General features: G+C 64.8%; 15 protein-coding genes. 7 read left to right on the plus strand and 8 right to left on the minus strand.

All coding sequences use genetic code 11. The annotated features are described in order from the left end of the window. Positions 1 to 12 precede the first annotated feature (12 nt). Positions 13 to 216, minus strand: a complete 204-nt coding sequence (locus F615_RS0105920) for a DUF465 domain-containing protein (protein ID WP_019560257.1) — start codon at positions 214 to 216, stop codon at positions 13 to 15. A 78-nt stretch (positions 217 to 294) separates the two neighbouring features. Between F615_RS0105920 and F615_RS0105925 the strand changes: the two genes are divergently transcribed. Then, positions 295 to 1,062, plus strand: coding sequence for a PP2C family protein-serine/threonine phosphatase (locus F615_RS0105925; RefSeq protein ID WP_026330072.1), 768 nt, complete (start codon positions 295 to 297; stop codon positions 1,060 to 1,062). Between the two features lie 34 nt (positions 1,063 to 1,096). Here the strand turns inward: F615_RS0105925 and zapE are convergent, their stop codons facing one another. The 7 genes from zapE to F615_RS0105960 all read right to left on the minus strand — a co-directional run bounded on the left by zapE (position 1,097) and on the right by F615_RS0105960 (position 14,052). Then, positions 1,097 to 2,197 (minus strand): cell division protein ZapE, encoded by a 1,101-nt coding sequence (gene zapE / locus F615_RS0105930; protein ID WP_019560259.1) that lies wholly within the window; start codon positions 2,195 to 2,197, stop codon positions 1,097 to 1,099. A 70-nt stretch (positions 2,198 to 2,267) separates the two neighbouring features. Continuing rightward, on the minus strand, positions 2,268 to 3,698 hold the full coding sequence (lpdA, locus tag F615_RS0105935) for a dihydrolipoyl dehydrogenase (protein WP_019560260.1): 1,431 nt from the start codon (positions 3,696 to 3,698) through the stop codon (positions 2,268 to 2,270). A gap of 12 nt (positions 3,699 to 3,710) precedes the next feature. Beyond that, positions 3,711 to 4,961: a 2-oxoglutarate dehydrogenase complex dihydrolipoyllysine-residue succinyltransferase gene (gene odhB / locus F615_RS0105940; protein WP_019560261.1), complete on the minus strand. Its 1,251-nt coding sequence runs from the start codon at positions 4,959 to 4,961 to the stop codon at positions 3,711 to 3,713. Positions 4,962 to 5,071: 110 nt separating this feature from the next. After that, positions 5,072 to 7,930 carry a 2-oxoglutarate dehydrogenase E1 component gene (locus tag F615_RS0105945; protein ID WP_019560262.1) on the minus strand — a complete coding sequence of 953 codons (2,859 nt, stop codon included), beginning with the start codon at positions 7,928 to 7,930 and terminating at the stop codon, positions 5,072 to 5,074. Between the two features lie 223 nt (positions 7,931 to 8,153). Then, positions 8,154 to 10,595 carry a sensor domain-containing protein gene (locus F615_RS0105950; RefSeq protein WP_245558332.1) on the minus strand — a complete coding sequence of 814 codons (2,442 nt, stop codon included), beginning with the start codon at positions 10,593 to 10,595 and terminating at the stop codon, positions 8,154 to 8,156. Further along, positions 10,592 to 11,884, minus strand: a complete 1,293-nt coding sequence (locus tag F615_RS0105955; protein WP_019560264.1) for a cyclic di-GMP phosphodiesterase — start codon at positions 11,882 to 11,884, stop codon at positions 10,592 to 10,594. Before F615_RS0105955 ends, F615_RS0105950 begins: the two co-directional genes overlap by 4 nt. Positions 11,885 to 12,036: 152 nt before the next feature. Continuing rightward, a complete protein-coding gene (locus F615_RS0105960) occupies positions 12,037 to 14,052 on the minus strand; it encodes a propionate--CoA ligase (protein ID WP_310731998.1) in 2,016 nt (671 codons plus the stop codon). Between the two features lie 173 nt (positions 14,053 to 14,225). Between F615_RS0105960 and F615_RS19365 the strand changes: the two genes are divergently transcribed. From F615_RS19365 to moeA, 6 genes are all read left to right on the plus strand, one after another. After that, a complete protein-coding gene (locus F615_RS19365) occupies positions 14,226 to 14,939 on the plus strand; it encodes a C40 family peptidase (protein WP_245558333.1) in 714 nt (237 codons plus the stop codon). A 123-nt stretch (positions 14,940 to 15,062) separates the two neighbouring features. Beyond that, positions 15,063 to 16,178, plus strand: coding sequence for a GTP 3',8-cyclase MoaA (gene moaA / locus F615_RS0105970; protein WP_019560267.1), 1,116 nt, complete (start codon positions 15,063 to 15,065; stop codon positions 16,176 to 16,178). A 4-nt stretch (positions 16,179 to 16,182) separates the two neighbouring features. Further along, the gene (locus F615_RS17860; protein WP_019560268.1) at positions 16,183 to 16,479 is read left to right on the plus strand and encodes a hypothetical protein; all 297 of its coding nucleotides are present in this window, start codon (positions 16,183 to 16,185) and stop codon (positions 16,477 to 16,479) included. Continuing rightward, positions 16,469 to 17,056, plus strand: coding sequence for a molybdenum cofactor guanylyltransferase MobA (gene mobA, locus F615_RS0105980; RefSeq protein ID WP_019560269.1), 588 nt, complete (start codon positions 16,469 to 16,471; stop codon positions 17,054 to 17,056). The genes F615_RS17860 and mobA overlap by 11 nt, the downstream gene beginning before the upstream one ends. Further along, the gene (locus tag F615_RS0105985) at positions 17,046 to 17,591 is read left to right on the plus strand and encodes a GNAT family N-acetyltransferase (RefSeq protein WP_019560270.1); all 546 of its coding nucleotides are present in this window, start codon (positions 17,046 to 17,048) and stop codon (positions 17,589 to 17,591) included. Before mobA ends, F615_RS0105985 begins: the two co-directional genes overlap by 11 nt. A gap of 14 nt (positions 17,592 to 17,605) precedes the next feature. Beyond that, positions 17,606 to 18,880 (plus strand): molybdopterin molybdotransferase MoeA, encoded by a 1,275-nt coding sequence (moeA, locus tag F615_RS0105990; protein ID WP_019560271.1) that lies wholly within the window; start codon positions 17,606 to 17,608, stop codon positions 18,878 to 18,880. Positions 18,881 to 18,886: the final 6 nt, after the last annotated feature.

The following is an 18,886-nucleotide window of genomic DNA, read 5'->3' on the forward strand; positions in this document are numbered from 1 at the left end:
GGCCGCCGCGCCTCAGGCCGACTGCGGCGGATCGAGCTCGGCCTCGAGGCGGGCGATTTCATCGCGCAGCAGGAGACGGCGTTTTTTGAGGCGTCGCAGCGAAAGTTCGTCAAGAGGGGTACGGCATTGGGCGCCGTCGATCAAGCCATCGAGGTCGGCGTGCTCCATGCGCAACTCGATCAGCCGACGCTGAGGCGAGTGCAAGTTTTCGTCCATGGCCCATCACCGTTCAAAATTCTCGGCGCAGCGCAAGAAGCCTGGATTATAGTTTTGGCCTATCCACGCCCAAATTCCATGAGCACATCATCCAAGGGATACCGCCTCAGTGCAGCCACGGGCATCCACCGGGGGGATCGCATGTACCAACAGGACCAGGTGGACATTCTGGTCCATTCCCGCGTGCCTGGTTGTGTGCTGGCCGTGGTGGCCGATGGCATGGGCGGCAAGAGCGGGGGCCGCAAGGCCTCCGACCAGGTGATCCTCACCGCCCGGCAGCTCTTCGACCGCTACTCCCCCACGAGCGAGGACGCGCGCGATGTGCTCAAGCAACTGGTGTTGGAATCCCACCTGATGATCAAGCTGACGGCCATCACCGCCGAGGAAGAACCGCACAGCACGGTGGCCGCTTTCCTGATAGGACCGAACCGCGAGTGCGACATCATCCATGCTGGCGATTCGCGTGTGTATCACTTCCGCGGGCCGGAGATGGTCAGCCGCACCAAGGACCACTCCTACGTCCAGCGCCTGGTCGACGAGGGACAGATCTCCGAGGAAGAGGCCAACACCCATCCGCAGTCGAACCTGCTGACGGGCTGCTTGGGCACCTTCCAGGATCCGCCCATCACGCTGCACCACATCGAACGACTCGAAATCGGCGATTCGCTGTTGGCCTGTAGCGACGGGTTGTGGCATTACTTCACTCCCCGTGAGCTGGGCGCCATCGTCAACACCCTGCCCCCCCGAGAGGCCAGCGAGATGCTGGTGAGCAAAGCCCGTCAACGTGCCCGCGGCGGTGGCGACAACCTGTCGCTGGCCTTGGTGCGCGTGGACTTGTTGACCTGAGGACCGATCGGCGCCTTGGGGCGCCCACCGCGGCTCAGGTCAGTCGCGTATCGACATCGCGCCGCTGCAAGGACAAGAATTCCCGCGACTGCATTTCCTTCAGTCGTGACACCGTGCGCGGAAACTCATGCGCCAAGGGGCCTTCGGTGTATAGCTGCTCGGGTGGCACCTCGGCCGACATGATGAGCTTGACTCGACGGTCGTAGAGCACGTCCACCAACCAAGTAAACCGCCGGGCTTGTGAGGCCATGCGCACCGGCATGTGCGGCACGTTGGACAGCAGCACGGTGTGAAACTGCGAGGCCAGTTCGAGGTAGTCGTTCTGCGAACGCGGGCCACCGCACAGTTCCTGGAAATCGAACCACACCACACCGCCAGCACGCCGGCGCGCGCGGATCTCGCGCTGCTCGATGTGCAGCACGGGGCTCTCGTCGCGCGCCTCGGCCAGCTCCTCGAAGGCCCGGGCCATTTGCGCATCGGCGTGTTCTCCGAGGGGGCAATGGTAGAGCTGGACATGCTCCAGCGTGCGCTGCCGGTAGTCGGTGCCGTTGTCCACATTGATGACCTCGAGATGCTGCTTGAGCAATTCGATGGCCGGCAAGATGCGGTCCCGATGCAACCCGTTCGGATAGAGCTCGTCGGGATGAAAGTTCGAGGTCGTGACGATACTCACTCGGTGCTTGAACAGTGCCTCCAGCAGTCGGTGCAGGATCATCGCATCGGTCACGTCGGCCACGTGGAACTCGTCGAAGCAAATCAGACGGTAGCGTCGCGAGATGCGTCGCCCGAGTTCGTCCAGCGGATTGACCGTCCCTTTGAGGTCTTGCAGTTCGCGGTGCACCTCCCGCATGAACTCGTGGAAATGCAAGCGGGTCTTGCGCGTGAGCGGGACGGCCTGGAAGAAGCAGTCCATCAGGAAGCTCTTGCCCCGCCCTACCCCGCCGTACATGTACACACCCCGCGGAATGGGAGGATGACGCAGCAGCTTGGTCAGCGCGTTCGAGCGCCGAGCCTTGTAGGCCGCCCATTCATCCTGACAGCGCTGCAAGGCAGCCACGGCACGAAGTTGCGCCGGGTCGCTGCGGTAGCCGCGTGTCTTCAGTGTGTCTTCGTACAGCTGGGTGACGCTGGTCATGGCGATCCTGCGTGTTCAAGAAAAAGGGCGACGTGGCCGTCGCCCTGCTTCACGCCCGCGTGCCTGGACGTCAGAAGTTGAGGCTGCGCTTGTCCACCGCCAAGGCGGCCTCCTTCGTGGCCTCCGACAGCGAGGGATGCGCGTGGCAAATGCGGGCGATGTCCTCGGCGCTGGCCTTGAACTCCATGGCCACCACGGCTTCGGCAATCAGCTCGGAAGCCAACGGCCCGACGATGTGCACGCCCAGGATTTCGTCGGTCTTGGCATCGGCCAGGAACTTGACCATCCCGGTGGTATCGCCCAGCGCCCGGGCTCGCCCATTGGCCATGAACGGGAAGGTGCCGGCTTTGTAGGCACGCCCCGCGGCCTTGAGCTGCTGCTCGGTCTGGCCCACCCAGGCAATCTCCGGACTGGTGTAGATGACCCAGGGAATGGTGTTGAAGTTGACATGCCCATGCTGACCGGCGATACGCTCGGCCACGGCCACGCCCTCTTCCTCGGCCTTGTGGGCCAGCATGGGGCCGCGCACCACGTCGCCCACGGCCCAGACGTTGGGCAAGTTGGTGCGGCAGTCGTCATCCACCACGATGGCCCCGCGTTCGTCGAGCTTCAGGCCCACCGCCTCGGGGTTGAGGCCCGTGGTGTTGGGCACCCGACCGATGGAGACGATGAGCTTGTCCACCTTCAGCACCTGGGCTTGGCCTTTGGCATCGGTGTAGGCCACGCTCACGCCATGCTTGTCGGCTTGAACCTCGCCGATCTTCACGCCCAGCTCGATTTTCAGCCCTTGCTTGTCGAAGGCTTTCTTGGCCTCTTTGGCGATCTGCTCATCGGCAGCCCCCAGGAAGGTGGGCAAGGCTTCGAGGATGGTCACCTGGGCGCCCAAGCGACGCCACACCGAGCCCATCTCCAGGCCGATCACACCAGCGCCGATGACACCCAGCGTCTTGGGCACCGCCGCCATGCGCAGGGCCCCGTCGTTGGAGAGGATGGCTTCTTCGTCGAAAGCCACACCGGGCAAGGCTCGCGGGCTGGAGCCGGTGGCCACGATGACGTGCCTGCCGGTCAGGGTTTCCTCGACCTTTTCACCACGGACCTGGATCTCGTATCCCCCTTCAACGGCCTTGGAGAAAGACCCGCGGCCGTGAAAAAAGCTGACCTTGTTCTTCTTGAACAGGTAGAGGATGCCGTCGTTGTTCTGCTTGACGATGCTGTCCTTGCGGGCCAGCATCTTCGCCACGTCGATGCTGAGCTTGCTCAGCCCGATGCCGTGGTCGGCGAAGTGGTGCGCCGCATGTTCGTAGTGCTCGGACGACTGCAGCAAGGCCTTCGAGGGGATGCAGCCGACGTTGGTGCAGGTGCCCCCCGGTGCCGGGCCACCCTTGTCGTTTTTCCACTCGTCGATGCAGGCCACCTTGAAGCCGAGTTGGGCTGCGCGAATGGCGGCAATGTAACCCCCAGGCCCCCCGCCGATGACGATGACGTCGAATTGTTGGCTCATTCCTGCGCCCCCTCAGATGTCGAACAGCAGGCGGGCCGGGTCTTCCAGCGCTTCCTTCATCGCCACCAGGCCCAGCACGGCCTCGCGACCATCGATGATGCGGTGGTCGTAGCTCATGGCCAGGTAGTTGATCGGACGAATCACGATCTGGCCGTTTTCGACCACCGGACGGTCCTTGGTGGCATGCACCCCCAAGATGGCCGACTGCGGCGGGTTGATGATCGGCGTGGACAGCATCGAGCCGAACACGCCGCCATTGGAGATGGAGAAGGTTCCGCCGGTGAGCTCTTCCAGCCCCAGCTTGCCGTCCTTGGCCTTCTGGCCGAACTCGGCGATCTTCTTCTCGATCTCGGCAAAGGTCATCTGATCGGCATTGCGCAAGATGGGCACCACCAGGCCGCGCGGCGAACCCACTGCGATGCCGATGTCGAAGTAGCCGTGGTAGACGATGTCGTTGCCATCGACCGAGGCATTCAAAATCGGGAACTTCTTCAGCGCATGCACGGCCGCTTTCACGAAGAAGCTCATGAAGCCAAGCTTGACGCCGTGCTCCTTCTCGAACCTCTCCTGGAACTTCTTGCGCAACTCCATCACCGGCGCCATGTTGACCTCGTTGAAGGTGGTCAGGATGGCATTGGTGGCCTGCGATTGCAGCAGACGCTCGGCGATGCGGGCGCGCAGTCGGCTCATGGGCACGCGCTGCTCGGGGCGATCGCCCAGGTTCAGGCCGGGAACGTTGACCTGCGGCAGCGGCTTGGCCACGGCCGGGGCCGCCGGCGCTGGGGCAGCCGCCGGCTTCACCCCAGCCTCGATGGCGCCCAGCACATCGCCCTTGGTGATGCGGCCATCCTTGCCGGTGCCGCTGACCTGGGCGGCGCTGAGGTGATGGTCGGCCATCAGCTTGGCTGCCGCAGGCATGGCCACACCGGACTTGGCACCACCGGCGGTTGTGGGCGCCGGCGCTGCGGCCGGGGCGGCCACCGGTGCGGCCTTGACTTCCAGCGGGCTGACCTGGGCATGACCCTCGGTGTCGATCTTGGCGATGACTTCGTCACTGACGACCGTCTCGCCATCGTTCTTGACGAGTTGGACGAGCACACCGGCGGCCGGCGCGGGCACTTCGAGCACGACCTTGTCGGTTTCGATTTCGATGAGGATCTCGTCGGCGCTGACGGCTTCGCCCGGACGCTTCTTCCAGGACAGCAAGGTGGCTTCGGCCACCGATTCGGACAGTTGGGGAACCTTGACTTCGATGATTGCCATGATCGTTCTTTCGCTATGCGTGTCGCCGCGCACAGGGGCCACCGCGGGCAGCCCGTGTCAACGCGTCCGGGTGACGAGGCGCGGCGCCGTCGCCGACCCGGGGACAGGACTTACTTGGTGAGCACGAACCCTTTGAGCTTGGCGAAGGCTTGCTCGAGCAAGGCCTTCTGCTGCTCGTGGTGAAGGTGAACGTAGCCCACCGCCGGCGAGGCCGAGGCCGGACGGCCGGCATAGCCGAGCTTCTGGCCTTCGAGCATGTTCTCGTGGATGTAGTGCTGCACGAAGAACCACGCCCCTTGGTTTTGTGGCTCGTCCTGGCACCACACGACATCGGTGGCGTTCGGATATTTCTTGAGCTCGGCGGCAAAGGCCTTGTGCGGGAAGGGATAGAGCTGCTCGACGCGGATGATGGCCACGTCGAAGGCCTTCTTCTCTTCACGCTTCCTGACCAGGTCGTAGTAGACCTTGCCGGAGCAGACGATCACGCGCTTGACCTTGGCGGCGTCGATTTCACTGCCGACTTCGCCGATCACGGTGCGGAATTCGCCCTTGGTGAACTCCGACAGCGGCGAGGTGGCTTCCTTGTTGCGCAGCAGCGACTTGGGCGTCATCAGCACCAGCGGCTTGCGGAACATGCGCACCATCTGGCGACGCAGCACGTGGAAGATCTGGCTGGCCGTGGTGGGTTGGCAGATCTGCATGTTGTTGTCGGCAGCCAGCTGCATGAAGCGCTCCAAGCGTGCCGAGCTGTGCTCAGGGCCCTGACCCTCGTAGCCATGGGGCAGCATCAATACCAAGCCGTTGGCACGCCCCCACTTGACTTCACCAGAGGCGATGAATTGGTCGATGACCACTTGGGCTCCGTTGGCGAAGTCGCCGAACTGAGCTTCCCAAATGACCAGCGTATTGGGGTCGGCCGAGGCATAGCCGTACTCGAAACCCAGCACGGCTTCTTCGGACAAGATCGAGTCGATCACGACGAACGGAGCCTGGTTGTCGGCCACGTTCTGCAGCGGGATGTAGGTGCCTTCGTCCCACTTCTCGCGGTTTTGATCGTGCAGCACGGCATGGCGATGGGAGAAGGTGCCACGACCGCAGTCCTCACCCGACAGCCGCACGGGATAGCCACTGGCCACCAAGGAAGCAAACGCCAGGTGCTCACCCATGCCCCAGTCCACGTTGATCTCGCCACGGCCCATGGCTGCGCGGTCGGCAATGACCTTTTCCACCAGAGGGTGCAGCTTGAAGTTGCTCGGAACGGTGGTGATCCGTTCAGCCAGGCGTTTGATCTCGGCCAACGGCAGCGCGGTGTCGGCCGCATCGGTCCATTTCTTGCCGAGGAACGGCGTCCAATCGACGGCGTACTTGCTTTTGAAGTTGGTCAATACCGGATCAACGGTATGGCGACCCGCATCCATCGCCGCGCGATAGGCCTTGACCATCTCTTCGGCCTCACCGGAAGCCAGCACGCCTTGGGCTTCGAGCTTGTCGGCATAGAGCTTGCGAGTGCCGGGATGCTTGGCGATCTTCTTGTACATCAGCGGCTGGGTCAGCGAGGGCGTGTCCTGCTCGTTGTGACCCAGCTTGCGGAAGCACACGATGTCGACGACGACGTCTTTGTTGAACTCCTGCCGGTAATCCAGCGCCAGCTGGGTGCAAAACACCACGGCCTCGGGATCGTCGCCGTTGACGTGCAGCACCGGCGCTTCGATCATCTTGACGACATCGGTGCAATACAGCGACGAGCGGGCGTCGCGCGGGTCGCTGGTGGTAAAGCCGATCTGGTTGTTGATGACGATGTGCACCGTGCCGCCGGTGTAATAGCCGCGGGTTTGCGCCAGCGCCAAGGTCTCCATCACCACCCCCTGGCCGGCGAAGGCCGCATCACCATGCACCAGGACCGGCAGCACCTGGTTGCCCTCTTTGTCGCCGCGCCGATCCATGCGCGCTTTGACCGAGCCTTCGACCACCGGGTTGACGATCTCCAGGTGCGAGGGGTTGAACGCCAAACTGAGGTGCACTGGACCGCCGGGCGTGGACACGTCGCTGGAGAAGCCCTGGTGATACTTCACATCGCCAGCGGGCAGGTCTTCCTTGGCGGTGTGTTCGAACTCGGCGAACAAGTCCTTGGGCATTTTGCCCAGGGTGTTGACCAGCACATTGAGGCGCCCGCGATGGGCCATGCCGATCACGATTTCCTGCACGCCCTTTTCGCCAGCGCGTTTGATCAGCTCGTCCATCGCGGCAATGAAACTCTCGCCGCCTTCGAGCGAAAATCGCTTCTGGCCGACGTATTTGGTGTGCAGGAAGCGCTCCAAGCCCTCGGCGGCGGTCAGGCGCTCGAGGATGGTTTTCTTCTTCTCGGCGGTGAACACCGGCTTGGAGCGGGTGCTTTCCAGACGCTCTTGCCACCAGCGCTTTTCGGCCGGCTCGGTGATGTGCATGAACTCAGCACCGATGGTGCCGCAGTAGGTCTCGCGCAACGCCTGCAGGATCTCCCGCAGGGTCATTTGGTCGGCCTTGGTGAAGTAGGTGTTGGTCGCACTGAAAGTGATGTCCATGTCACTTTCAGTGAGGTCATAGAAGGCCGGCTCGAGCTCGGGAATGCGCGGACGCTCGTGCCGCTTGAGCGGATCGAGGTCGGCCCAGCGGGAGCCAAGGAAGCGATATGCAGCGATCAGGGATTGGACGTGCACCTGCTTGCGCGCCACGGCCAGATCGGCACTGCTGGCCTTGACCGCGAAGGCATTGGACTTGGCGCGCTGAGCGAAGGACTCGATGATCGGGGCGTGTGCCACGTCACGCGAATCGCTGCCATCGACGGCCGGCACGTTTTGAAGGGCGTCGAAGTAGGCGCGCCAGTTCTCGGGCACTGCCCCTGGGTTGTCGAGGTAGGTCTCGTACAACTCCTCGACATAGGGGGCATTGCCCCCGAACAGGTACGAATTGGACCTGTATTGCTGCATCATCTCGCTCACCTCATGCCCCGGTTTCCAGGGCTGTTGGCTGGTTGATCAACCTTCCGCGACACGGCTTGACCGGTTGGCGGATTGCGACCCGCCTTCACTGCGAATTCACTCAGAAACCAGCAAAGGGGACGGGAAGGACCGAAAGTCTGAAGCCAAGACTCTAACACTCCTGGCGGTCAAGGACCAATCCGCAATCTCCACATCCTCCGACGCGTGCGCCCCCTCAGCGGCTGGCCGGGCATCCCGCCGCCGGGGCCACCGTCTCGAGCAGACGCTCGAACTCGTCGGGATCGGATGGCGGAGCATACAGATAGCCTTGGAACTGGTCGCAGCCAGCCGCGCACAGGAACTGGCGCTGCAGATCGGTCTCGACGCCCTCGGCGATGACCGTGATATGCAAAGCCCGTGCCATGCTGACGATGGCGCGCACGATGCCCGCATCGCTCTCATCGGCCGGCAGCCCAGCGATGAAGGAGCGGTCGATCTTGAGCTTGTCGATCGGGAACCGCTTGAGGTAGCCCAGGCTGGAGTATCCAGTGCCGAAATCGTCGATCGCCAGGCGCACACCGATTTGCGCCAGCTGTTGCAGGCGGCTGAGCGCCTCCTCGGCATCCTGGATCAGGATGGATTCGGTCAGCTCCAGTTCGAGCCGATCGGGCGCCAATCCGGCGGCCGACAGCGCGCCGGCGACGCGGTCGACGAAGTTGGCTTGCTGAAATTGCAAGGCCGACACGTTGACCGAAACCTGCAGCGCACGCCCCTGGGCCTGCCAGCGCGCAGCCTGTTGCACCGCCTGGGTCAGCACCCAGTCGCCCAAGGCGACGATGAAGCCGCTTTCCTCGGCCACCGGGATGAACTGCGCCGGCGAGACATCGCCGAGGTCCGGATCGCGCCAGCGCAGCAGGGCCTCGGCCGACAGCACCTGGCGAGTTTTGATGTCCACCTGCGGCTGGTACACCAGGCGGAAATGACCTGCGGGCAAGGCCTGGCGCATGGCATGGTCGATCTTCATGCGCGCCAGCAGGTCCACGTTCATCTGCGGCTGGTAGAACCGGAAACTGGCCCGCCCCCGCTCCTTGACCCGGTACATGGCCGCATCGGCATTTTTGATGAGGTCGTTGGCCGTGGCCCCGTCATCCGGATACATCGCGATGCCAACGCTTCCGGTGACCGTGAAGCTGAGCTCGTCGAGCTGCACTGGCAAGCTCAAGGCCTCGAGAATGCGCCGGGCAGTGGCCTCCGCCCCGCGAGCATCGGCTTGGTGCAGCAACACGACGAACTCATCGCCGCCATAGCGGGCCACGGTATCGACCTCACGCACGCAGCGCTTGATCCGCTCGGCCACGTCCACCAGCACGCGGTCTCCGTAGAGGTGGCCCAGCGAGTCATTGATTTGCTTGAAGCGGTCCAGGTCGATGAACATCACCGCGAAGCGGCCCTGCTCGCGCCTGGCCATCGCAATGGCGAAGTCCACTCTTTCGGCGAAGACCAAGCGGTTGGGCAAGGCCGTCAGCGCATCGGTGTAGGCCAACTCTTCGATGCGTCGCTTGGCTGCAAGCTTGTCAGTGAGGTCTTTGACGAAGGCGATGTAGTGCAAGGTGTCGCCTGCGTCCCCCTGCAAACGGACCATTGAGACATGGCAGGGGCCGCTGCTGCCATCGGCGCGCAGGTAGTGCAGCTCCGCTTCGACGCTGCCACACTCATCGACCGTGGCGCGCAGCCGATCGATGGCCCCTGGATCGGCCGGGTCGTGAACCAACTCGCTCCACCGCCGACCCAGCAGCGTTTGGCGTGGAGCACCGCACAACCGGGTGCAGGCAGGGTTGGCCGCCAGCACCGAAAGCTGGCCATCGGTGATGAAGATGGCATCGGGGCTGGCATCGAACACTTTGGCCGCCAGCTGGAGCTGGGACTCCTGCGCCAGCTGCTGCGTGATGTCGCGGTATGAAAAAACCCGACCAATGGGCCGCCCCCGGCTGTATTGAGGGCGGGTGACGCGCTCGATCACGCGGCCCGATTTCAAGACGATCAAATCCGTCGTCTCCAGCAAGGGCGAGCGTGCAATGAGCGCGAGCCTGTCGTCGTAGGTTTGCACGTCGGCCACGGCCTCGCGCAGCCACGCAAAGATGGCTTGGTCGTCACGACGCAAGGTCAACGCCCGAGGAAAGCCCCACAGGTCGGCCAAGCGTTGGTTGTAACCGCGGATGTTGCCGTGCAGGTCCACGGCGAGGATGCCATCGGCCGTGGATTCGAGCGTGGCGCGCAACTCGGACACCAGGCGCTCGAGCTCGTCTTCCACACGCCGCTGCTCGCTGCGGTCCCGCACGCCGACGAGGTACAGCGATTGGCCTGGCGCCAAGCGCAGCAGACTCACCCGGCGCTCGACCGGGACGGTCGTGCCGTCGGCCCGGCACACGAGGCTGTCGGACAGGATGCGGTCGCTCAAGCCGGCGGCCACATCCTCCCAGAACAACATGTCTTCCGGCGTGGCCGCCAGCTCGATGGCGGCCTTGCCGACCAGGCTGCCCTGACTGACGCCCAGTAGCTCATGGGCGGCTTGGTTGGCCGCGACCACGCGCAGATCCACCGGATCGACCATCCAAACCGCTTCGAGCATGCCGTCGATCAGATGCTGCAAAACCGGCATCAGATGGGATGCACTCATGCGGGCCCCTCGTCCTCGGGCTCCGACGATTCCACGGCCCGTTCAAAGAAGTAGCAAATGCGCTGGCGGGGAGACAGATAGTCCAGCGCCTCACGCGGCAGTTGCAAAGGCTTGAGGCTGCGGCGCACACCTAGCTCCGGATGGGCCTCGAGGTTGACGATCAAGGCTTCTTCGGCGGGCGTCTTGGGATCGTGCACGATCACGCGCGGCTTGAGTGGACGGGCCGAATTGACCGAGACGACCAGAGCATAGCGGCCATCGGTGAGCTCGACCACCGAGCCCGGCGGATACACCCCCATCATCTTGATGAAGGCACTGAGGGTGGGTGCATCGAAGCGCTGCTTCATTTGCGCGAAGATCAGCGACAAGGCCTCATGCGGAGTCAAGCTCTTGGCCGGATGCAGTGGATTGCACAGGTTGTCGTACCGGTTGACCAGCGCCACGATGCGCGCCAGCGCACTGATGCGTTCGGCGGGCAAGCGCTGCGGAAAGCCCCGGCCGTCGGCCTGCTCGTGGTGCTGAGCCACGACCAGCGTGGCCTGGGGGCTGAGCTTCATTTTGCGCACCAGGCTCACGCCATGGGCCACATGTTCTTGATAAAACTGCAATTCAGCCGAGCTGGACAGCTCGTCCTTCCAACGCACGCGGTCGGGCAATTCGAGCTTGCCCACATCATGCAGCAACGCTCCCAGGCCCAAATCGCGCAGCTCCTGCGGCCCCATCCCCATGGCGCGGCCCAAGAGCATGGACAAAACGGTCACGTTCAGACTATGGGTGGAGGCGCGATCACCGGCGGCCTCGTGAAGCAAGCGAATGCAGGTATCGTGCGCCCCGTCGATTTTGTCGAGGAAGCCATCGACCAAGCGCTCGGAACGTTCGCGTGCGGACTCCGGCTGGCTTGGCACGATGTCGGTGATTTGACGGAATTCCCGTGCCGCCTGGGTGAACTCGCGCTCGCAGGCAGCCAAATGCGCCCGCTGCGCCGCGAGCAAGGCACGCCGCCGGTCCCGCTGCCCGCCCTGCGCCGGCTCGGCCGAGGCATCGGGCTCGGAGCGGGTGGGAGGCTCGGGGGCGCCGACCAGCGCCAGCAGCCCCGGGTCGCTGCGCGAAGGGTCCCACCGCACCCGCTGCAGCCCCAGGCCGCGGATGGTGGCGATCTGCTCCGCCGACGAGATGCGGAAGCTGCTCATGGCGAAGGGATGATCCATCCAACCCAAGTCGAGATGCACATACATGCCGACCTTGAGTTGGTGAACGTCGACGAAGAGCGGGACCGGAGAATCTTTCATCTGGAAAGCACTGGAGCGCAAATGTATCCAGGCTTTCGAGATTTCGACCGATTCAGCTCCTACTTGAGCACGACTGTCGCACATCCCCCACAGGGGGGACGCCAGGCCGCCGGCGCCCAGACCGCCCGACGCATCGGCCGCCTGGGCGCGGCTCAGCCTGTTGCGCCGAGCAGCGCACGGATCTGTTGCAGGGCCGACGGATCTTCGATGGTGGTCAGATCCCCCGGATCGCGGTGCTCACACACCGCCTGGATAGCCCGACGCAGCAGTTTGCCCGAGCGTGTCTTGGGCAAGACCGTGACGAAATGCACACGGGCCGGTCGTGCCACGGCACCGAGCTGTTGGTCCACCACCTTCATGATTTCGCCTTCGAGCGCCAGCGCCTGCGCCTCTGTCGCTGCCAGTGCGGCATCTTTGAGCACGGCAAACGCCATGGCCACTTGGCCCTTGAGGCTGTCGGCCACGCCCACCACGGCCACCTCGGCCACGGCGGGATGGCTGGCGATGCACTCTTCGATCTCGCGCGTGCCCAGGCGGTGGCCGGCCACATTGATGACGTCGTCGGTGCGGCCAAGGATGAAGTAGTAGCCGTCCTCGTCGCGAATGGCCCAGTCGAAGGTGCTGTAGATCTGCCGGTTGGGCACGGCGCTCCAGTAGGTCTTGACGAAGCGTTCGTCGTCACGCCAGACCGTTTGCATGCAGCCTGGCGGCAGCGGGCCCTCGATGGCCAACACGCCCTTCTGGTGCGCCCCCGTCAGCTCCTCTCCGGTGGCCTCGTGCAGCAACTTGACCCGATAGCCGTACATCGGGACGCCTGGCGATCCGAATTTGCTGGGCTTGGGTTCGATGCCGTTGGCAATGGTCAGGATGGGCCAGCCTGTCTCGGTCTGCCAATAGTTGTCGATGATGGGCTTGCCCAGGGCTTGGGCGATCCAACTGGCCGTGGGTTCGTCCAGCGGCTCACCGGCCAGGAAAAGTGCGCGCAAGCTGGACAAATCGTGCTGCTTCAGGAACGCCGTGTCGTGCTTCTTGAGCACCCGCACCGCCGTGGGCGCGCTGAACATCACGGTGACTTTGTACTTCTCGACCAGCCGCCACCAAATCCCGGCATCGGGCCGGATCGGCAGGCCTTCGTAAAGAATCGTGGCCATCCCCGCAATCAGCGGACCGTACACGATGTAGCTGTGGCCCACCACCCAGCCGATGTCGCTGGTGGAAAAGTAGGTCTCACCGGCCTGACCGCAAAAAATATATTTCATGCTCGCCGCCAGGGCCACGGCATACCCGCCCGTGTCGCGCTGCACGCCCTTGGGCTTGCCCGTCGTCCCACTGGTGTAGAGCGTGTAGCTCGGATGATCGGCCGCCACCCACACGCAAGGCACCTGGGCCTGCAGGTGTTGCTCGCGCAAGGCCGCGTAATCGACATCCCGCCCGGGCATGCGCTCCATCGGCGCCAAGCCGCGATCGACCAGGAGCACGCGCTCAGGCGCGTGCTTGGCAAGTCGAATGGCTTCGTCCAGCAAGGGCTTGTAGGGCACCACCTTGCCGCCACGCGAACCCGCATCGGCACTGACGATCACGCGCGGCTGCGCATCATCGATGCGGCTGGCCAGACTGACACTGGCAAACCCGCCAAAAACCACCGAATGTATGGCCCCCAGCCGCACGCAGGCCAACATCGCAAACACGGCCTCCGGAATCATCGGCATGTAGATCAGCACACGGTCGCCCGCCACCACGCCCAGAGACTGCAGCATCGACGCCATGCGCTGGACCTCGGCATGCAGCTCACGGAAGCTGTAGACACGTTCGGCACCCGTTTCGGTGGACACGTGGATGAGCGCGGCCTGCTCGGCCCGCTGCGTCAGATGCCGGTCCACGGCGTTGTGGCAAAGATTGGTCGTGCCCCCCACGAACCAACGCACGAAGGGCGGGCGGCTGTCGTCGCAGATGGTCTGCGGCGGCTGCTGCCAGTCGATCAGGCGAGCCTGCTCGGCCCAAAACCCGTCCGGGTCCTCGATCGAGCGCCGGTAAAAGGCTTCGTAATGCATGGTTTGTCTCCTCTTCTGGGGGGCCTCTGTGGGGGGGGCAGCCCTCCTCTCGAGGCACCGATTGGAGGCAGTCAGGCTGACGATGCCCTGACGGTCCATGACCGCCCCCCCTTGCATCCCGTGCACATCGTGCCCTCGTGCGCGGCGCGCGACCAGAGGTTCGACCCGCCCCCCCGAGAGCCGACCGGAGGATCCGGCACGCCGAGAACGATTCGAGCAAATCGCGCTAAGTGCTTGTCGGAATGAATATTTCTTGACGAAGCCGGCGGCCTTGGCCTATGGTTGCGGCCATGCGAAAGTCCTGCTTGCCTCTGGTCGGTGTGGTCGGCTCGATGGCCGCCCTGGTGGGCTGCGCCTCGGTGGCGCCGGCTCCGAGCAGCCCCCCTTCCGTGGACCGGATGTCCGCTTTCCTGGCCGAGCGGGGATGGTCGCCGTCCGCAGCGCAGGCCGCGACCGATCCGGTCGGGCCGATGGCCAAGGGCGACGGGGGGGAGCTTGGTCCTCCGCCCCCAAGCGCCGCCCCCCCTGCAGCGCCGCAAGCCGCAGCGCAGGCCGTGGTCACGGCAATGAGCTTTCTGGGGGTGAATTACCGCCGCGGCGGCACGTCCAGCGAGGAAGGCTTCGACTGCAGCGGCTTTGCCCGCCATGTGTTCGACACGGCCCTGGGGATCGAGCTGCCGCGCCGCGCCGAGGAACAGGCCCGGGCCCCCGGTTTGGTGCCTGTGCCTCGCCACGACCTCCAACCGGGGGACCTGGTCTTTTTCAACACCCTGCGGCGGGCTTATTCGCATGTGGGCATCTATGTCGGCGCCGGCAAGTTCATCCATTCTCCCCGCAGCGGCGCGCAGGTGCGCATCGAAGACATGCGCACGCCCTATTGGAGCCAGCGTTACAACGGGGCGCGGCGACCCGTGGCGCTGGCGGCCGCCTCGCCCGTGGACGCCGGCAACCCGACCCTGCCGACGACGCCGGCTGCCGATACAGCGTGGACGCTGTCGCACTGAACCTTCGGGCGGCGCAGGTCCGTGCCGCATGGCGGCACCGGCTTGCAGGTGCGGCCCGTCAACACCCGGGACACGAACTGGGACGATAGACCACCCGGCCTGCGCCGATGCACAATCGGGGCCATGGCAGAGAAAGTGATCCCGCTGGCCGATCACCGTGTCCGGGCCGGCGTGCCGCGGGTGCCGGATCAGTGGCGCCCGCCGGCCGGGCCGCTGGCCGATCGCTTGGGCCGGCCCTTGCGCGACTTGCGGATTTCGGTGACGGACCGCTGCAACTTCCGGTGCAGCTATTGCATGCCCAAGGAAGTCTTCGACAAGCATTATCAGTTCCTGCCCCACGGCGCGCTGCTGAGCTTCGAAGAAATCACCCGGCTGGCCCGGCTGTTCGTCGCCCACGGGGTGCGCAAGATCCGACTCACCGGTGGCGAACCGCTGCTGCGCAAGGATCTGGAGCGGCTCGTCGAGATGCTCGCCGCGTTGCGCACGCCCGACGGCCAGCCCTTGGACCTGACGCTCACGACCAACGGCTCGATACTGGCGCGCAAGGCACAGTCGTTGAAAGACGCCGGCCTGCAGCGCGTGACGGTCAGTTTGGACGCCTTGGACGATGCGCTGTTCCGGCGCATGAACGATGTCGATTTTCCGGTGGCCGATGTGTTGGCAGGGCTGGAGGCCGCGCAAAGGGTCGGACTGGGACCGCTGAAGGTCAACATGGTGGTCAAGCGCGGCACCAATGACCATGAGATCATCCCGATGGCGCGCTTTTTCCGCGGCACGTCCATCGTGCTGCGCTTCATCGAATACATGGATGTCGGCGCCACCAATGGCTGGCGGATGGAGGAGGTGCTGCCCTCGGCCCAGGTGATCGAGCGCTTGAATGCCCATTTCCCGCTGGAGCCCATCGATCCGAACTACCCTGGCGAGACCGCCGAGCGCTGGCGTTACCGCGACGGTGGCGGAGAAATCGGCGTCATCTCCAGCGTCACGCAGGCGTTCTGCCGAGACTGCAACCGAGCTCGCTTGTCCACGGAGGGCAAGCTCTTTTTGTGCCTGTTTGCTCAGCAAGGGCATGATCTTCGGGCTTTGCTGCGCGCGGGCTACACCGATGAGCAGATCGCGGGGGCCATCGGGCTGATTTGGCAGGATCGCCAAGACCGCTATTCGGAGCTGCGCGCCTCCTTGCAAGCGACTGCCAGCCCGCCGCTGCGCAAGGTCGAGATGCACTACATCGGAGGCTGAGCCGATGGCACGCCCTGCGCTGCTGCCCCCGGCCGTCAAACGGCGCCTCACGATCGCCACGCTGGCCAGCCTGGCGACGCCCTGGCTGATCGGGGCTTGGATCAAATCTGGCATGCAGCCAGGGCTGCATGATGAGGCGCACCGTGCAGCGCAGCTCGTCGACTACATCGTGGCCGGCAGTACGATCTTTCTGTGCGCGATGATCCTCACCGTGGCCGTGGGCTGCGTCGTGGTGTCCGTGATGCGAGGCCCGCACTACCTGGGCGATCCCTTCCCGAACGAGCGCAGCGATGGATCCTGAACTCATCACGGGCCTGATCCTGGCCGGCGGCCGTGGCAGTCGCATGGGCGGGGTCGACAAGGGACTGCAGAGCTATCGCGGCCTGCCGCTGGCTTTGCACGTGCTGCTGCGACTGTCTCCTCAGGTCGGGCGGGTGATGATCAACGCCAACCGCAACCTGGGCGCCTACGAATCCTTCGGAGTGCCGGTCTGGCCCGATGCCCTGCCGGACTATGCCGGGCCGCTGGCCGGTTTTCTGGCAGGGTTGGAACATTGTGAAACGCCTTATCTCGTCACGGTGCCCTGCGATTCGCCACGCTTGCCCACTGACCTGGTCGATCGGCTGGCGTCGGCCCTGCAGGCCCACGGTGCCGAGATCGCGATGGCGCGCACTGGGACGCAGCGCCAGCCCGTGTTCACGCTGATGCGCACGTCACTGCAGGAAAGCCTCGTGCGCTACTTGCATGCGGGCGGACGCAAAATCGACCGCTGGACGGCCCAGCACCATACCGTGGAGGTGCCATTCGATGACGAGTCGGCCTTTGCCAACGTCAACACCCAAGACGAGCTGGTGGCGCTCGAGCGCGATGGAGCTTGAACCCACCGCGCGGATCGAGGTGCGCCGTTTGGGGCCGGAGGATCTGCCGGCGTACAAGCTGCTGCGCGACGAGGCCCTGCAGCGTCATCCGGAATCGTTCACCTCGGATGCCGAGACGGAGCGGCTGCGCAGCCCCGAGAGTTATCTGGGACGTCTGGGCCTGGGGGAACCGCTGGGCGGCACCTTCCTGTTGGGCGCCTGGGTCGATGGCGAGCTGGCTGGCTCGGTGGCCTGTGAACGCGAACTCAAGCGCAAGCTGCGTCATCGCGCCAACATCGTCGGCATGTACGTGCGGGAGTCCCACACCCGGCTGGGCGTGGGCCGTCGTTTGTTGGCTGCCTGCATCGACCTGGCGCGACAAGCCCAGGGCCTGGAAATGTTGACCCTGACGGTGACGGCCTCCAACGAGCGGGCGGTGCGTTTGTACGAGCGGGCAGGCTTCAAAATGTACGGCCTGCTGCCGCGAGCCATCCGTGTCGAGACTGGCCGCAAAGTGCAGTACTTCGACAAGGCCCACATGGTATTGATGCTTTGAAGCCCGCCGCCCCCATGACATCCCTCGAGCACATCGCGTCCTGCGTGAGCGGCTATGACCCCAACGCCCTGCCGGTGGACAAGGCGCAGGAGTTCATCCGCCGCTTCGTTCCGCGGGTGGACACTGTCGAGAAGCTGCCCCTGCGCTCGGCGCTGGGGCGCGTGCTGGCCACCGATGTGGTCTCGCCCATCGACGTGCCCGCCCACGACAACTCGGCCATGGACGGCTACGCGCTGCGCGGTACCGACCTCGCCACCGATGGCCCCACACGGCTGCGCATCGCAGGCACGGCCTTGGCCGGACAGGCCTTCGAGGGGCGGCTGGCACCGGGGGAGTGTGTGCGCATCATGACCGGCGCGGTCATGCCCGAAGGGCTGGATACGGTCGTGCCGCAGGAGTTCTGCCACCTCGACGCAGACGTCGTCAGCATTCCCGCCGGCGCCGTGCGCCCTGGCGACAACCGCCGGCTGCGAGGCGAGGATCTGGCCTGTGGCCGTCCCGCCCTGCCGGCGGGCAAGATCCTGCGTCCGGCCGATCTGGGCTTGCTGGCTTCGCTGGGGCAGGCCGAGGTGCCGGTCTTCCGGCGGTTGCGGGTGGCTTTCTTTTCCACCGGCGATGAGCTGCGCTCCATTGGCGAGCCCTTGGAGCCTGGCTGCGTCTACGACAGCAATCGCTACACGATCCATGGCATGTTGCAGCGCCTGGGTGTGGAGCTGCTGGACCTCGGGGTGGTGCGCGATGACCCGCAAGCCCTGGAAGCGGCCTTTCGGCAGGCGGCCGAAAGCGCCGATGCCATCATCACCTCGGGCGGGGTGAGCGTGGGCGAGGCCGACTTCACCAAACAAATGATGGCGCGGTTGGGCGAGGTGGCCTTCTGGCGCATCGCGATGCGACCCGGCCGGCCCATGGCCTTTGGCCGCATCGAAAGCCGCGGCCGTCAGGCCATCCTGTTCGGACTGCCCGGCAACCCCGTGGCGGTCATGATCACCTTTTATGCCTTCGTGCGCGAGGCCCTGCTGGTCATGGGCGGGGCCATGCCGCCAGCGCTGCCCCTGCTGCGCGCGCACACCGAACAAGCCCTGCGCAAGAAACCCGGGCGCACCGAATACCAGCGTGGGATCGTGCGTCTGGTGGATGGACGCTGGCAGGTTCGCATCACCGGCTCACAAGGATCGGGCATTTTGCGCTCGATGTCCGAAGCCAATGGGCTGGTGGTTCTGCACCACGACCAGGGCCCTGTGGCCGAGGGGGACCTGGTGGACGTGCTGCCTTTCGAGGGCCTGATCTGATCCGCT

The sequence above is a fragment of the Caldimonas manganoxidans ATCC BAA-369 genome (assembly GCF_000381125.1).
Taxonomy (GTDB): Bacteria; Pseudomonadota; Gammaproteobacteria; order Burkholderiales; family Burkholderiaceae_C; genus Caldimonas; species Caldimonas manganoxidans.

What these genes read in the sequence shown, in the direction of transcription:
- moeA (WP_019560271.1), top strand. Translation starts at nt 17,606, where the DNA reads ATGACATCCCTCGAGCACATCGCGTCCTGCGTGAGCGGCTATGACCCC.
- F615_RS0105950 (WP_245558332.1), bottom strand. Translation starts at nt 10,595, where the DNA reads ATGAGTGCATCCCATCTGATGCCGGTTTTGCAGCATCTGATCGACGGC.
- F615_RS17860 (WP_019560268.1), top strand. Translation starts at nt 16,183, where the DNA reads ATGGCACGCCCTGCGCTGCTGCCCCCGGCCGTCAAACGGCGCCTCACG.
- F615_RS19365 (WP_245558333.1), top strand. Translation starts at nt 14,226, where the DNA reads ATGCGAAAGTCCTGCTTGCCTCTGGTCGGTGTGGTCGGCTCGATGGCC.
- moaA (WP_019560267.1), top strand. Translation starts at nt 15,063, where the DNA reads ATGGCAGAGAAAGTGATCCCGCTGGCCGATCACCGTGTCCGGGCCGGC.
- F615_RS0105955 (WP_019560264.1), bottom strand. Translation starts at nt 11,884, where the DNA reads ATGAAAGATTCTCCGGTCCCGCTCTTCGTCGACGTTCACCAACTCAAG.
- F615_RS0105945 (WP_019560262.1), bottom strand. Translation starts at nt 7,930, where the DNA reads ATGATGCAGCAATACAGGTCCAATTCGTACCTGTTCGGGGGCAATGCC.
- lpdA (WP_019560260.1), bottom strand. Translation starts at nt 3,698, where the DNA reads ATGAGCCAACAATTCGACGTCATCGTCATCGGCGGGGGGCCTGGGGGT.
- mobA (WP_019560269.1), top strand. Translation starts at nt 16,469, where the DNA reads ATGGATCCTGAACTCATCACGGGCCTGATCCTGGCCGGCGGCCGTGGC.
- F615_RS0105985 (WP_019560270.1), top strand. Translation starts at nt 17,046, where the DNA reads ATGGAGCTTGAACCCACCGCGCGGATCGAGGTGCGCCGTTTGGGGCCG.
- odhB (WP_019560261.1), bottom strand. Translation starts at nt 4,961, where the DNA reads ATGGCAATCATCGAAGTCAAGGTTCCCCAACTGTCCGAATCGGTGGCC.
- F615_RS0105925 (WP_026330072.1), top strand. Translation starts at nt 295, where the DNA reads ATGAGCACATCATCCAAGGGATACCGCCTCAGTGCAGCCACGGGCATC.
- zapE (WP_019560259.1), bottom strand. Translation starts at nt 2,197, where the DNA reads ATGACCAGCGTCACCCAGCTGTACGAAGACACACTGAAGACACGCGGC.
- F615_RS0105960 (WP_310731998.1), bottom strand. Translation starts at nt 14,052, where the DNA reads ATGCAAGGGGGGGCGGTCATGGACCGTCAGGGCATCGTCAGCCTGACT.
- F615_RS0105920 (WP_019560257.1), bottom strand. Translation starts at nt 216, where the DNA reads ATGGACGAAAACTTGCACTCGCCTCAGCGTCGGCTGATCGAGTTGCGC.